We start from the raw sequence: 13,986 nt of genomic DNA on the forward strand, positions 1-13,986 counted from the left end.
GGCCGGACGACCGGTCTGTTCGGCATGGCCGGGGCCAGCCGCCGCGGCCGCGCTGCTCACGCAGCATGAGGGCGTAGGAGTCGGCGTGGTCGACCTTCGCCGTGAGCGGGTCGACGCCGAGCCTGCGGCAGAACCCGAACCGCTCGGCCGGGTCGCCGGCGCAGGCAGTGCGGGTATGCCGGGTGTGCCCGAGCAGGAAACATCAAGATCGGCAACTAGCTGGATCGACGGAAGGTCGAACGCGGTGGCGTTGAGGAAGTCGGCTAAACAGGTGTCGAAGAACGACATCAGGCGGCACCTCGATCGCATATACGCTTGGCTCCTGGGGCTCGAGCGGTGAAGCTTGCGGCGAATACGCGGCAAGATTGCGGCCCTGCTCCGCTCCTTCTGACCTTTCAATTCAAGCAATGACTGAGCTTAGCAACCGGGCGCTAATGGTGATCATGGAGTTCTGCCAGTTCCTGACAACAGGCACTTCGAGTGCCGCGCGCGCTACGTCAAATGTTGGGAGTGAGCAACGGGGAGAGGCGGTCGAATTCCTGTTGATCGTAGGCGGGCGGACCGTTCGAGGCCATAACCGTGGTGTCCCACGGGCGCCCTCCGTGGGCACGTGGGGTTAGTAGCACGCCCACGGTCCACGGATATATTGGACCTTTCGTGGCGGTGCGTTCAAGGAAGGTCTGTCGGCGATGGAGGAGCCAGGTTCGGTAGATCTGTTGGTGATAGCCGGTGAGTTGGGACATGGTCGTGAAGGCGACCTGGAGGTCGCCATTCTCCATGTAGATGATTCGATGCTCCATGCGGTGAACCTCCGGGGCAGCTTCTGCGCATACCGTCAACCGACGAAGCAGGAGTCGTCCAAGGGAAGCACGCGACGCAACAGCGACTCGGTCGATCCGGGATAGGACGTCGATGCGTTCGGACTCGTCGCCGGTGAAGTCGGTGCTCGCGATGTCTTCCAGGATCCGATGAAATATTGCGTGGCCGAATTCATCGCTCGAGGCTGCTGGATCCCGTGGCAGGAGCGGGAGACTAGTCGGCGCTACATTTGTCTCAAGAGCCCAGTCCGGCGGCGGGGTCGGCTGTGCGGTCGGGTCGCGGTGCGCGAGCTCGAAGTAGCGGTGGGTCTCGGCCCCGAGTTCGAGCGGGTCTTCATCGCCTGCGACACGGTGGATGTAGTCCACCAGCGCGCTAGCTGACCGGAGTTGGTTCCAAAGGAACTCCCAGTCCCGGCGGAGAATGACGACGCTTGGACCCATGCCGTCCCGCTCCAGGCTAAGGTCCAGCGGCGGGTTGGGGTGATCAAGGACGACAACCGGGACCCACGAGATTGTTGAGCCCCGGAGGGTGATCGGTCGTCCGCGGAGGTTGGTGAGTTCGACCGAAGGGTCAATCAAGGTTGAGCGGACCGTACCGCGGGCTTGGCGAAGTCCGCGGGCTGCATTCTTACGCAGCCAATTCTCGGCCCGGTCCGGCGAGTCGTCCGCATTTGCGCGGGCCTTGACCTGGATGGTGATGCCGCGAGGACCAGAGATGATGGTGCCATCGCCGAGTTCTCGGATTCCGCTGCCCTTCTGGAAGATCTTCGGCCTAAGGACGAAGTCCGGCAGGCCCCAACGTCCCGCGGTCGCGCGGGTTGCCTCCTCGACGGCGGCTCCGTCGGGGCTATCGCCAAGCAGATCGGATGCGTCGGCTATCTCTCGACCAAGGATCTGGCCATTTGCGCCAAGGCGCAGATAGGTAAGGGTACGGTCTCCGTTGAGGTAGGTGGCAAGCCCGTAATCCGACTCTGCGATGGCGGCTCGAGCCTTTTTCTCGTCGTCTGTGGTGTCGTCGAACTGGACGGGATGCCAGGTGTTGTTGGGGCGTTCGGGCATCATTTGGTCGAGCGATGCCAGCAGGTCGGCACGGTATGGCGTGGTGACGGAGCGTTCCATGGCTTCGATTAGGTGCTGGGTGATGACGAGCAACCTGTGGGATCGGGTTGCGAAGTTGTCATCAGGATCGGTTGGCCACGGCGGAGCATTACCGACAAGGTCGAAGGAAACGTTCGGGTTTCCGGCGAAACGCGCGGCTGTGTCCCATTCCTCGAGTTCGAACGCTGCCAGGCGTTTCGGAGCGTCGAGGGTGCCGGCGTTATCTATGGTGGTCCGAGCGATTGTCACTCCGGCAGGTACCTCAGGTTCTGGTCGTGCCTCGGACACCCAGGCTGTGAAGAGTTGGCCACCGGCCGAGGCAACCTCGAGCGCCTGGGCGAGATGTTGCATGTCGCGAACGATGGGATCGTCGGGCTGCGAGCTGAATGGCTGTATCGGTCGAATTGTGTTGATCTGGTCCGGGCGTAGTCCGAGCAGTTGGCCGTGTTCGGTTAGCGTGTCGAACTCACGTTGGTCGCGGATAAGCGGCATTCGGTGTGTGTCTGGTGTGACGCGGCCGATCGGTTGGCAGACCACTGTGGCAGCCGCGAGTACGCAAGCATCCATGGCGAGCTTGATGGATCGGAAGAAGTCCGCCATGACCTGGTCGGCCTCGGTCTGTAGTTGAGGATCGGGATCGAAGGAACACCAAAGTTCCCGCGTCGGCGGAGTGGGTACTTCGATCCATGCCGAGAACGGACCAGGCTCGAGCATGGAGTTCCACAGATAATTGAGTCGCGCTTGGTGGTCGTGGGCGCGAGAGAGATGATCGCGCGCCGCCGCAAAGGCCTCGTCTGGGCTCAGAGCGGGAGCGGGATCGTTCACAGGGAAATCCTGCCCCGTGCAGCCGCGACATCACTGAAGGCGCACGGGATTGTCCGCGAATGGGCGGCCGACTCAAAGGCTCAGCGCGCGGCGAACCGGCGCGGTGTGCGTCGGTTTAGGGAGATCTGCGAACGAACGACACGGCGCCAGCGTTGTGGCCGAGGCCAGCCAGGTCCAGCAGCCGACGCCGAACGTAAGGTGCGAGCCGGCAGTTGGGTCCCAGATCAGATCAAGTAGTCCCGGAGCCGTTCGCATATTCGATCTCGAGATGGCTCAGTTCTATGGGATCGCCCGGTCCGATGCCGGCGCTACGGTGCAGGAGGTGTTCGCCGATCGGTGGCTGGCCGGTGCCCTGTTCCCAGGTGCGTTTCGACCACCGCCCGCACTCACTGCAGTGCCAGAGTGCGACCGCCACGGCTTCGGAACCGCCCATGGCACAGCACAGGCGTTTGCAGGATCGAGGCGCAGCCGGTAGTCAGGAACGCGCTGCTGCTGATGCCGAACCGGCCGGTGGCTGCACTCATGCCCGATAGCGGGTCAGCCAGCCCGAAGGCTTCCAGAGCCGTTCAACCCCGGCTCAGTCAAAGCTTGCCCAGACTGCCTGGAAGCATTCGACCGCGGGTATCCGGACGCACTGCTCCCCAAGGACTGAGCACTCGAGTGGGCACCACCAGCAGGCCAGGTCGCGGCTGCGCAGCTTAGCGCGCGCCCGCCGCACCAGCTCGGGCTAGGACAGCAGCCACGTCCCGTAAGTGCGCGATCGCTTCGGAGTTGGCCGCCGGGCGGCGGGGCCGGCCGGAACGGGTTGGCGTGTCGGGAGGGGTAGGCCACCGACCGGGCGCCGGCCGGCAGCCGGAACCCGGCCCGCCGGGACAACCGCAGCCTCCGCGGCTCGGCCGAGTCCGGCTGCGTCACCGCCGTCACTACTCCAACCCCTGGTCGACCGCATGCAGGTAGTACAGGTCATTGGCACGCGCCTGCGCGCCGCCCTTCTTGCGCTGCATCAGAGCGTTGACGGTCGCTGCGGCCGCCGCTGAGCCGACGCCGATTGAGGCCGTGACTGCCGCGGTCAGGTCGAAAGCGTTCGCTGTGAGGATCGCCAGACCGCCGGTCAGCAGAGAGCCCTGAGCGAACTGCTTGACGTCAGCGCCGGCGGCCCGAATTAGCTCCTTGCCCAGGGCGTGATCGGCGATCGCGAGGCGGATCTCAGCGACTGCGGGCTCGACTTCAGTTCGCCAGACGTTGTTGATCTCCGCATCGATGTGCTGGTCGAACGGACCGGTGAGAAGATGACTGCGCAGGTCGGTTACCTTCCGCCGGTACCGACCGAGCGGCTCAGCCAACCCGTCCTTGACCTCCAGGATCTGAGCCATGGGAGCCGTGGGAAAGGTCGGAAGTCGGGACAAGAAGCCCGTTCCCAGAGCAGCCTCGCCGGCGTTGGCGACCGATCGCGGGGGCATCTTGACGTCGCCCTCGTCGATCATGGCTCGAACGAGTGATGCGGACGGATCGTCAACCAGGACGCACGTTTGGGGATCCTCCAGGTAGCGCTGTACCTGGTGCTCATAGTCCGCCATGAGGGTCTCGAAGTCGCTGTCGAACCTCACGCGGTTGTTGTACCGGAGCTGGCCGGTCCTGAATGCAAGATCGAGCTCTGCTGCACCGGTGACGGTGTACATCTGATCGGTCCTGTCGCGAATCTGAGCTTCCGACTCCGCGGTCCGACCGACCTCGATCGCCTCCAGAAACGTCGACAGCTGCTCCTGCATCTCAGGATCGAGCGAGTCGCGGGGCCCCGCGACCAGCGCCCTGATGATCTTGAGCTTCTGTCGGTGTACCTCCGGGTTGCGGCCGCCGCTACCGGGATTCCGAGGTGCTTCGTCGTCGAGGGATTCAAGCACGCCGAGGATGACGTTGCTGTCTGGGCCGTCCCCGGGAGCCCGAAGATCATTTACTATCTGCCGGGCAAGGCTCAGCATCTCGACCGATTCCGCATACAGGACCGCTGCCTTCGCCATCTCCAGTTCTCGCTGCAGAATCATCATTCCCGGGCGCTGGTCCGGGTTGAGTGAAGTGATCACCGCTAGGTGCGTCCGAACCATGCCCGGTTTCGTTGTTCGCCGAGAGCGGCGATCCCTCCGCCGTCGGTTCGGGCTCATGGCCGCCTTCGCTGGCAGCGAGAAGTGCGTCGACGGTGTAGGTGGCGGGGAGGTCGAGCTTGGCGCGCGACCGGTTGTGGCGGCGGGCTGCCGACGTAGCCGAGGGCGTCTTGCATGTCGCGAACGTATCGTGAGCGACGCCCAGCACAGCACAAACCAGATCAACCTGCAGCCGAAACCTGGCCGTGCTCCGCACCCACTGTCATCGGACTGCGCCACCGAGAAAGCGACCTGACCCCAAAGACCTTGGTCTCCGATACTTCTCGAGGTTGGGCCCGCGACCCGACACGCTGACGAGATCCCGCCGCGCTCGTAACCGCCACTCGCGGCGAGTTACCCGCACCCTGTATGAACCGTGACGGCACGAGCACGGACCCGGCCAGTGCCGCACCAGTGGCGATACGCCACGTCCCACGGTTCACACCGAAGCCGGGCAGGCGAAACCGGCGCGACCGTTCAGAAACGGCCGTTTGTGAGCAGATGACGTGCCCACCTCCGAGAGGTTCTCAGCGGTCGCCGCCTAACTGGGTGGCCCGCTACTTTCGGGCTGTTGAGGTCGCGTACGGTCAGCTGTTCGTCCAGCCGGATGGCCGCGCGCCGGGCGAAGGGCGTCCTGGTGCGGTAGTCGTCGAAGTAGGTGTCCGGCACAGGGATCGGGTCGCGATGCATACCCGCGTGTTTCTGATCGAGCTCCCAGGGGCCGGTGGGGCGCCGACGACAGTCAGTCGACGAGATGGAGGTGGTTGCGGAGCTTTCGGTCGGCGTCGCCGGCCCTGCCGGGGAGGACGGTTGGAGTCAGCCCGAGCAGGTACGCCTTGACCTCGGCGACAGTGAGGCCGAGATCGGCGGCGATGGTTTGCAACCCGAGGCCGCGAGCACGGAGTTGCTGCAAGACCTTGGTGAAAAGCGGCGAGGACTCGTGGAGAATCCCGTTCGGCTCTCCGTTCCGGTACCCCATGCGTGAGAGGTCGACGCACGCGGTCCGGTACGCCCACTCGGTCATGAGTCCGAGTTCGTTGGCACGGTGTGCCATGGCCATGGCGGCAACATTCCAGCGTTTCTTCGCCTCAAGAAATCGTTGGGCATGCGCGTTGTGGAGTCCCTGAGCCAGGACACCGGCTCTCGGCATGAGGAACGCCGCGGCGAACCGGTTGGCTTCCACTTCTGCCTCAGGGCCGTTGGGAGCCTTGTCCTCGCCGTGGAGGATCAGGTGTCCGAGTTCGTGTGCGGCGTTGAAGCGGTGCCGCTCGCCGGACTTTTCCCGGCTGAGGAAGATGAGGGGCCGCCCCTGCCAGGTCAGGCAATAGGCATCGAGGTCTTTCGTGTCGTCGGTGAGCGAGAAGATCCTGACTCCGTGCGCTTCGAGTAGCTGGATCAGGTTTCCGATCGGTTGCTCGCCGAGACCCCAGCGAGCCCGTACCTCCTGGGCTGCCAGTTCCGGATCGCGTCCGGTCAGGCTCGGCACGTCTGGGGCGGGAAGGGTGAAGTGGTCCTCGAGCCACTCGTTGATGAGGATGGCGATCCGTCCCGAGTTCAGGCCGCGATCCCGGGTGCGGGCCGTCATCTTGCTCAAGGCCCGAAAGCTCACGGCCTCGACCGGGATCTCGTCGAGTTCATCGCCCTCTAGGAAGAGCGGTTCGACGTTCAGCGCGGTGGCGAGTGCGATCAGAGTCCTCGGTGCGGGGTCCTGATGTCGGTTCTCGAAGGAGGACAGGGCGACCCGACTGAGCCCGGTTTCCTGAGCAAGCTTCGTGAGTGTCCAGCCGCGGCGCTTGCGGGCAGCGGCCAATCGCGTTGGGTTCAGCATCGTGACGTCTTCGGTCGAAGGTGCGGGAGGAAGGTTCAGCGCATGGTGATGTCGAAAGAATAGGCATCGCCGTCGGTGTCGCCTGGACCCGGGTCACTGAATGTGGCGCCTTCTGCGGACCCGGGGTCTTCGCGGGTGATGAGGGGGAGGAGGATGCGCTCCTGCCAGTCGGTGATCATGCCGTTCTTGAAGGCGGTCGGCAGGGAAACCTCGGCTTGGATGTGCTGCGGGGTCGTGTATTGCAGCAAGTACCAGGTGCTTTCGACGCGGACTCGCTCGGCGATCGGTTCGGCGAACTCCTCCCCGAAGTCGAAGGCGTCCTGGACGGCATTCCGCTGGACCGCGACCTCGGTCAGATCGCCCTTTGGGTACTTGGTGCGCGGCGACGTGCCGTGGATGTCCAGCCCGGTGAACTCGTCACCCGAACTGACCACGATCGAATGCCGGCGGCTGGGATGGACGGTGCGACAGAAGTTCCGGTAGTTGTCGGGATCCCAACCCAGCGGAACCAGTTCCTCGCGCAGAAAACGCACCGTCTTGAAGTAGCGCGTGCTGCCTTCTGCGGTCGGCGGCTCGAGTCCCGTGGTCTGCTTCGCCTCGGCGTCCGCACGCTGCAGGGCCCGAACCAGCAGAGGCACGTCGAGGCCGAGGTCATGAAGTCGGTGCTCAGCAGTCCTGTCGAAGGTGACTACGGTCAAGGCCCACTCCTCTGCGCTCCGGAACTTGACGAAACCTTACCTCGTGCGAGGTGAGATTTCGTTAAGTCCGTGCGGGCGTGTCGTGGATCGGAACCGTGCGTGTGTTCGTGCGCCTGACTCGCCAATGCCGTTGGGCCGTTTCCGACTGCTCTGTGGTTCCCCGAGCGTGCTCGGCGGCCGCCAAGTCTGCTCGGCTGTTCCCGATGCAAGCGCAACGTCAGTACGACCACCGGACGCCGAGCACCACGGCGCCGTTCCAGGGATCCAGAATCCGTCCATGCTGCCGATCGCAAACTGCAACGCCGGTTACACGCATGATGGTGGACCTCAGCAGCCACTCCAGGGGCCGAGCTGCCGTCCCCGCGCGTCGGGCTCCGCGTCGCGATGCCGGATCCGGCCGTGATCTGGAACTGTGTCGGCCGCCCTGAGATACCCGGCTCTGATCAACGCCAGGCCGACGTCCTCGCCATAGTGCGATCAGTGGCTCAGAGTCCTCCGGATCCGTTTGTCACTCGTCGATGATCAGCTCTGCGGTCTTTCCGAGGAGCATGCGCGTGGCGGCGGCGAGCTGCCGTGGTTCTGCACTCAGGCGGCCGGCCGAGCCGGGGAACTGCTCGCGCCAAGCAGTCGGAGCCGCGTCGTCTCCCCTCGATCCGCAATGGGACGGTGTCCTCCGTGATCACTTTCAGCACCTGGTGACTGCCGGCAACGCGAACCGTCTCGGGATGCGCATGGTGGGGATTACATGCGGTGGCGATGGCGTATCCGCTCGGCGCGACCGGACACGCCGCGCCGACAGCGCCCTTCGACTGGTGAAGCGCGCCGCCGGGCGGCGATTCCCGCTGATGATCCGCGGGTAGCGGACGAGAGGCTGGCAATCAGCCGAGAGCCTGGCACGTTGGCGAGCTCAATGGTCGTTCGGGTAGCCAGCGGTCGTTGATTCTCTGGCTGGAGATTCTCCGGATGGGCCGCGAACGTATCGGCGAGGAAGCCAACGGCTTGCTCTCCGAACCCGCTCGGGTAGACGGAGGGCCTCGATTAGGCGCGGAGCTCGTGGCCGATGCGGCCGAGTGGACTACAAGACGACAGGGAACCCTCGACCGCATCCCTGTGGCGATGACGAACGCGTGACCGTGCCTGACAACACGTCGCCCCAGCCGTCAACCGGACCGCCGGCTCGTCATACGGCCTATGGAACTCGGGTCCCGGCTAGTGGACCTGGTGACCTGGCGGGTTGAGCCTCGGAAGGCTCTTGTGGTGGATCAATCCCAGCGTCCCGAACACCACGTTCCGAAGGCCCCCACTGAACTGCTCGGCTAATACGCGGAGAACCTGCTGGTCTGGGGTCGTCGTCGTGGGTGTTCTGCCTTGTCAGATGCTGCATGAGAGATCGTGTTCTGCCACCCTCTCAAGGCGGTAGCGCGGGTTCGAATCCCGTCGGGGCTACGAGCGGTAAAACGCCCCTCACCAAGCAGGATGCTTGGTGAGGGGTTCTTCCTTTGTGTCCGGCTGTCTTAGCCTGCTGACTTGGGTCGGGTTGGCGGCCCGGCGCCGATCGACGGCCGCGGTCGTGCGCTGTGGTGTCTTCCGGGCAGCGGCGGGGACGGGATTCTCGGTGATGATCTTGCGTTCGACGGCGTGCTCGGCGAGGTTGCTGATGATCTTCCGCCACCGTGAGACCACAGTTGCCGATCATGCAATGCCGTCGAGTCGGACGGCGATGCCGTCGAGAAGGGCGCGCAGCGCGTCGGGATCTGCAAGATCAGCTGCCGGTCGAGTGTGGCCGGCGATCCAGCGCAGTGCCTCTGTGACCCACTCGGGTTGGTCGGGCACATCGCGGCGGGAAGCTGTTGCCAACCACCTGACCGACCGGCGGCTACCCGTCCTGACCTTCTCGTGAGGTTGTGCCGCCGAGCTCGCGCTCCTGGTAGTCGCGTGGCGAGAGTCCGTGGAACCGGCCGAAGGCGGCGCTGAAGGTCGGCAGGTGGGCGTAGCCGAGGCGACGGGCGACGGCGCTGGGCTGGGCGCCGCCGACGAGCAGGTCGCGGGCAATGCGCATCCGGGCCGCGTAGCACCAACTGGAATAGGTCATGCCCGTCTCGTCCCGGAAGGTCCGGCGGACTGTGGCGGGCGCGTGCCGGTCGGCCGCTCTGCCAGGCAGGCCGAGGCGGCGCAGGTAGTCGGTCGCCACAGCGCGCGCCTGCGGATCGACAGGCATCGGTACCGACAGGGCACGTTGTGCGGCGACCTGCTCGGCGAACAGCCCGAGGATGCGGCCGGGATCGTGGTCGTCCGGGCGAAGGATGGAGCGGGCGCTGAGGGAGCAGTGCATCAGGTAGTCGTCCCAGGCGGGGGAGAACTGCACCTGGAGCGGCTCGGTCAGCAGGAGGTCGGAGGTACCGGCTTCCCCGAGCGGCAGGGAGATGGAGTTCTCCCGAAGGCCGGTGATGTGCTCCACGTCGGCCGGGATCCACGTGGCGAGGCCGCGATGGCGCTGGTAGCGGCGGCCGGCGACATCGAGGTAGCCGCTGCCGCGGTAGATCCAGCTGAGGACATGCCGGCCGTTGGTGTGCGGGGGCGTGGCGGCGGCCGGCAACAGGTCGGGTGGGGCCGCGGAGGTGGCGCCTTCTCGCACCATCCGGACGAGGTTGTCGGTCTGTCGTGCCGCCGTGTCGCGTCGCACCGGTCCACTCGCGGAGAGCCGCCGGCCGAACTCGTACGGCGTCGGTCCGAACCGCTGCTTGAACGCGCGCGTGAAGCCGTTCCGGCTGGCGAAGCCCACCCGGGCAGCCACCTGGTCGACGTCGTATTCCGCCGCGAGGAACTCCACGGCCGCGGTCAGCCGGCAGTGCAGCCGCCACTGCTCGAAGCTGAGCCCGGTGCCGGCGAGGAAGTCGCGGCGCAGCGTGCGCGGGCTGGAGACTGCCCGGGCCGCCCACTGCTCGACGGTGAGGTCGAGCGCGGGGTCGCGGATCAAGTCCTCGGCCACTGCTCGGGCTCCACGGGACTTCGGCATCGGCGGAGGCGTGAGCAATGCGGAAGGTTCGGCATTCCGACTTCGCGGAGGTACCGCCGGGCGTGCTCCAGCACGGCGGAGAAGGTCGGTGATCACGTCCCGGGAGTATCCGCGACCGCTCAGCGGGGTGACCTGCAGGTTGAAGTGCTGGATCAGCCAGTCCTGCCAGCCGTCGGGGACCTCGAATCGGACCGGTGCCGACGGTCCGTCGGTGCCGACGTCTCCCCGAGGCAAGTGCGGGAAGGCGACGGTGCCCGGCTCGGTGACGATCGCGCGGTGGTTCCAGCCGTCCGCGGGAATCCACAGGCCGTCCCCGGCGGAGAGGTGGAACGGCGCTGTGGCGTCGATGTGCACATGCGCGGTGCCGGTTCGGACCCAGATCAACAGCGGTCGGGCGGTGGCTCCCGTCGAATCCGACCGTGCTCCCGGGATCGGCGGCGGTTTGCTCGTGCCGGCGAGGTACGGAGAGGGGCGCGACACCTCCTCACCATACGGCAGTCTGCGCACACGATGAGAGGTGAGCATTACCTAACCTTGTTCCTGGTCTTCCTGCCGATGACGGCGCGCGGCCTGCTCACACTCCCCGGAACCGATCGGAAGGGCTCTCCTCAGCATGCCGAAAACCTCCCGCCGGCTGACCGTGCGCCCCGTGACGTTGCGCGAGGTCCAGGTGGTCCGAGTGCTGGATCTCTCGCCGGGGATGCGGCGGGTCACGCTGGCCGGCGACCAGCTCCGCGCCTTCACCTCGGCGAACGGGTTCGCGCAGCCGGCGTTCGACTCGACCGGCTTCGACGACGACATCCGGCTGGTGTTCCGCTATCCCGGCCGCGCGGAGCCGGTGCTGCCGGTGCAGCAGGAGCGGGGCGTCGAGCTGCCGAAGGACCCCCGCCCGCTGTCGAAGGCGTACACGGTCCGGCGCTGGGACCCGTCGGCCGGCGAGCTGGACGTCGACTTCGTCAAGCACGGCATCGGCGTGGGGACCACCTGGGCCTACCGGGCCCGGCCCGGCGACCGCATCCACTTCTACGGCCCGAGCGCGTCCCGGTCGTTCCCGCAGGACGCGGACTGGCTCCTGGTCGCCGGTGACGACACGGCCATCCCCGCGATCGCCCGGCTGCTCGAGGAGCTGCCCGAGGACGCCAGCGGGCAGGTGTTCGTCGAGGTCGCCGAGGACTCGCATCGGCTTGACCTGCGCAGGCCGGCCGGGGTCGACGTGACCTGGCTCGTGCGCGGTGCGGCAGAGGCGGGCACGACCGCTCTCCTCCGGGACGCGGTCAGGAGCAGCGACTGGTGGCAGGGCCGTCCGTTCGCCTGGCTCGCCGGGGAGCATACGGCCGTACGAGATCTGCGCCGCCATCTGGTCGAGGACCGGGGCCTGCCGAAGACCGACATCGAGTTCACCGGGTATTGGCGGCGCGGCGAGGTCGTGGCACTGGCTACCGACGCAGCGGTGCCCGATCCCGAGAAGTCGACCACGCCGTTCGAGCGCATCCATGAGCTGACCGAACTGATCCGGCCGATCGCGATCCGCACCGCCGTCGAGCTGGGCGTTCCCGACCTGATCTCCCGCGATGTGACGAGCGTGGTCGACCTGGCCATCAAGACCGACGCCGATCAGCGAGCACTGGGCAAGCTGCTCCGCTACCTGTACGCCCTGGGCCTGCTGACCGAGACCGAACCCGGCCACTACGGCCTGACCGCCGTGGGTGAGGTGCTGACCAACGAGTTCGTGGCCGAGTCGCTGCATCCGGCGGGCGTGGGCGGACGCGAACTGCTCGGCATCTTTGGTCTCACGGAGTCGATCCGTACTGGCACGGCGTCCTACGCCTCGGTCGCCGGGCAGACCTTCGCCGAGGTCCGGGCCGAGCAGGACTACGAGGACCGCTACCTGGAACGCCTGTCCAGGTTCCAACCCGCGCTGGCTGAACCGATCGCCAGGTCCGAACTGCTGGCCGGCGTCCGCCACCTGGTGATCCATTCCGGCGGCGCCGGCGCCCAGGCCCGCGAGTTCGTCGCCGCCCACCCCGACCTGCGGGTGACGATCTGCGCGCTGCCCGCCCAGGCCGACTGGCTGCGCCGCGACCTGCCCGACACGATCTCCGACGACCAGCAGCGGGCACGGGTCGGCGTGGTCGAGCAGTCCGTCTTCGAGCCCGGCCCCACGGCCGACGCGGTGTTCGTCATCCGAGCCTTCAAAGCCCTGCCGGACGCGGACGCCGCCCACGCCCTCCGCCGCGCGGCCGAGAACCTCACTCCGGGCGGCCGGGTACTGCTGATCGAGGAGACCTTCGACACCGACGATCCGGACGAGCACGACGGCGAAGCCGACCTGCTCGCCCTGACCTGTCACGGCTCCGGCCTACGCACCGCCACCGAACTCGACGCCGTGATCAACCGGGCCGGACTCGTTCGCCGTGAGAGGCACACCGTCGGCTGGGGCACCACCGTCCACGAGCTCGTACCGGCCGGGACGAACTGACCCTTTCCCGGCCAGAGAAGAGAAGAAGGCGGAACGCATCCATGTCCATGCCACCCCTGGGACGACACCGTGCTCCCTCGATCGCGGCCCTGGTGAGTGCCGCGCTGCTCCTGACGCTCGCCGCCTGCGGCAGTGCCACCGACGACGGCGGCAGCGCCGCCGACCCCGCCGCTGAGACCCGCACTGTCGAGGCGGACAACGGCAGGGTTGAGGTGCCCACTGACCCGCAGCGGGTCGTCACGATCGGTAACACGACTCTTCCGTTCATCGACCTGGGCGGCGAGCCGGTGGGCGTCACCGAGGTGGGTGCCTCCGAACTCAGCCTCATTCCCGAAGAACAGAAGGCTGCGTTCGAGGCGGCCACGAATCTCGGCTCCAGCGGCGACCAGATCGACCTGGAGAAGCTCGCCGGCCTGAAGCCGGACCTCATCCTGGCCCAGTTCCCCGCCGGCGAGTTCGAGCAGGTCGAGAAGAGGCTGGAATCGATCGCCCCGACGGTCTTCTGGGGACTCGACGTCGAGTGGAAGGCCTTCGCCGACGGACTCGCGGAGGCCGGCAACGTCACGGACGGGCTCGGCGAACAGAAGGCGGCGTTCGAGGAACAGGTCGCCGAGATGAAGCAGAAGTACTCGGGCATGATCAAGAACACCAGGTTCGTCCATGTCGACCGCTGGGACAGTTCTGACCCCGGGACGTTCTCCATCTCGGACTTCGGTTGTGTGGAGATTGCCATGGACGACCTCGGCCTGGACTTCCCCCGGGCGGCCGAGGGCGATGACCCCCTGGGCTGGACATCGTTGCCGTTCGAACAGATCAGCAGCCTGGCCGAGTACGACGTGATCACGTACCCCGTCGACGTCGACGGCCACCCGGCCGAGGCCTTCGCCCCGGTGGTCGCGACCAACACCTGGAAGGCGCTGCCGACCGTGAACTCCGGTCGCGCACTCGGACTCTTCTGCCCCGGCAACAACTCCTACGGTCCCGTCCTGCGGTACCTGGATTCGCTCGACCGAGCGCTGGCGTCGCTTCCGGCGAAGGAATGACGGCACCCGCAACACCCTGCAACCCAAGTACGCACACCAGAGA

8 protein-coding genes are annotated in these 13,986 nt (G+C 66.4%); 3 read left to right on the top strand and 5 right to left on the bottom strand.

Going from position 1 to position 13,986, the window contains the following annotated elements; translation table 11 throughout:
* Positions 1-497: 497 nt before the first annotated feature.
* The 4 genes from ACFQU4_RS03485 to ACFQU4_RS03500 form a co-directional block, all read right to left on the bottom strand.
* Positions 498-2,741 carry a hypothetical protein gene (locus ACFQU4_RS03485; protein ID WP_377486988.1) on the bottom strand — a complete coding sequence of 748 codons (2,244 nt, stop codon included), beginning with the start codon at positions 2,739-2,741 and terminating at the stop codon, positions 498-500.
* A gap of 923 nt (positions 2,742-3,664) precedes the next feature.
* Positions 3,665-4,822, bottom strand: coding sequence for a hypothetical protein (locus ACFQU4_RS03490; protein WP_377486991.1), 1,158 nt, complete (start codon positions 4,820-4,822; stop codon positions 3,665-3,667).
* A gap of 799 nt (positions 4,823-5,621) precedes the next feature.
* Positions 5,622-6,707, bottom strand: coding sequence for a helix-turn-helix domain-containing protein (locus ACFQU4_RS03495; RefSeq protein WP_377486993.1), 1,086 nt, complete (start codon positions 6,705-6,707; stop codon positions 5,622-5,624).
* 35 nt (positions 6,708-6,742) lie between these two features.
* The gene (locus ACFQU4_RS03500; RefSeq protein WP_377486996.1) at positions 6,743-7,405 is read right to left on the bottom strand and encodes a hypothetical protein; all 663 of its coding nucleotides are present in this window, start codon (positions 7,403-7,405) and stop codon (positions 6,743-6,745) included.
* Positions 7,406-8,932: 1,527 nt separating this feature from the next.
* On the opposite strand from ACFQU4_RS03500, the gene ACFQU4_RS03505 reads away from it, so the two are divergent.
* A complete protein-coding gene (locus ACFQU4_RS03505; protein ID WP_377486999.1) occupies positions 8,933-9,082 on the top strand; it encodes a hypothetical protein in 150 nt (49 codons plus the stop codon).
* Positions 9,083-9,281: 199 nt separating this feature from the next.
* Here the strand turns inward: ACFQU4_RS03505 and ACFQU4_RS03510 are convergent, their stop codons facing one another.
* Positions 9,282-10,901 carry a helix-turn-helix domain-containing protein gene (locus ACFQU4_RS03510; protein ID WP_377487002.1) on the bottom strand — a complete coding sequence of 540 codons (1,620 nt, stop codon included), beginning with the start codon at positions 10,899-10,901 and terminating at the stop codon, positions 9,282-9,284.
* Between the two features lie 169 nt (positions 10,902-11,070).
* Here ACFQU4_RS03510 and ACFQU4_RS03515 point away from each other — a divergent pair, with 169 nt between their 5' ends.
* Positions 11,071-12,900 carry an SIP domain-containing protein gene (locus ACFQU4_RS03515; RefSeq protein ID WP_377487005.1) on the top strand — a complete coding sequence of 610 codons (1,830 nt, stop codon included), beginning with the start codon at positions 11,071-11,073 and terminating at the stop codon, positions 12,898-12,900.
* A 41-nt stretch (positions 12,901-12,941) separates the two neighbouring features.
* Positions 12,942-13,943 carry an ABC transporter substrate-binding protein gene (locus ACFQU4_RS03520; protein ID WP_377487007.1) on the top strand — a complete coding sequence of 334 codons (1,002 nt, stop codon included), beginning with the start codon at positions 12,942-12,944 and terminating at the stop codon, positions 13,941-13,943.
* Positions 13,944-13,986 lie beyond the last annotated feature (43 nt).

The organism is Microlunatus sp. GCM10028923 (assembly GCF_042666975.1).
Classification (GTDB): Bacteria; Actinomycetota; Actinomycetes; order Propionibacteriales; family Propionibacteriaceae; genus Microlunatus.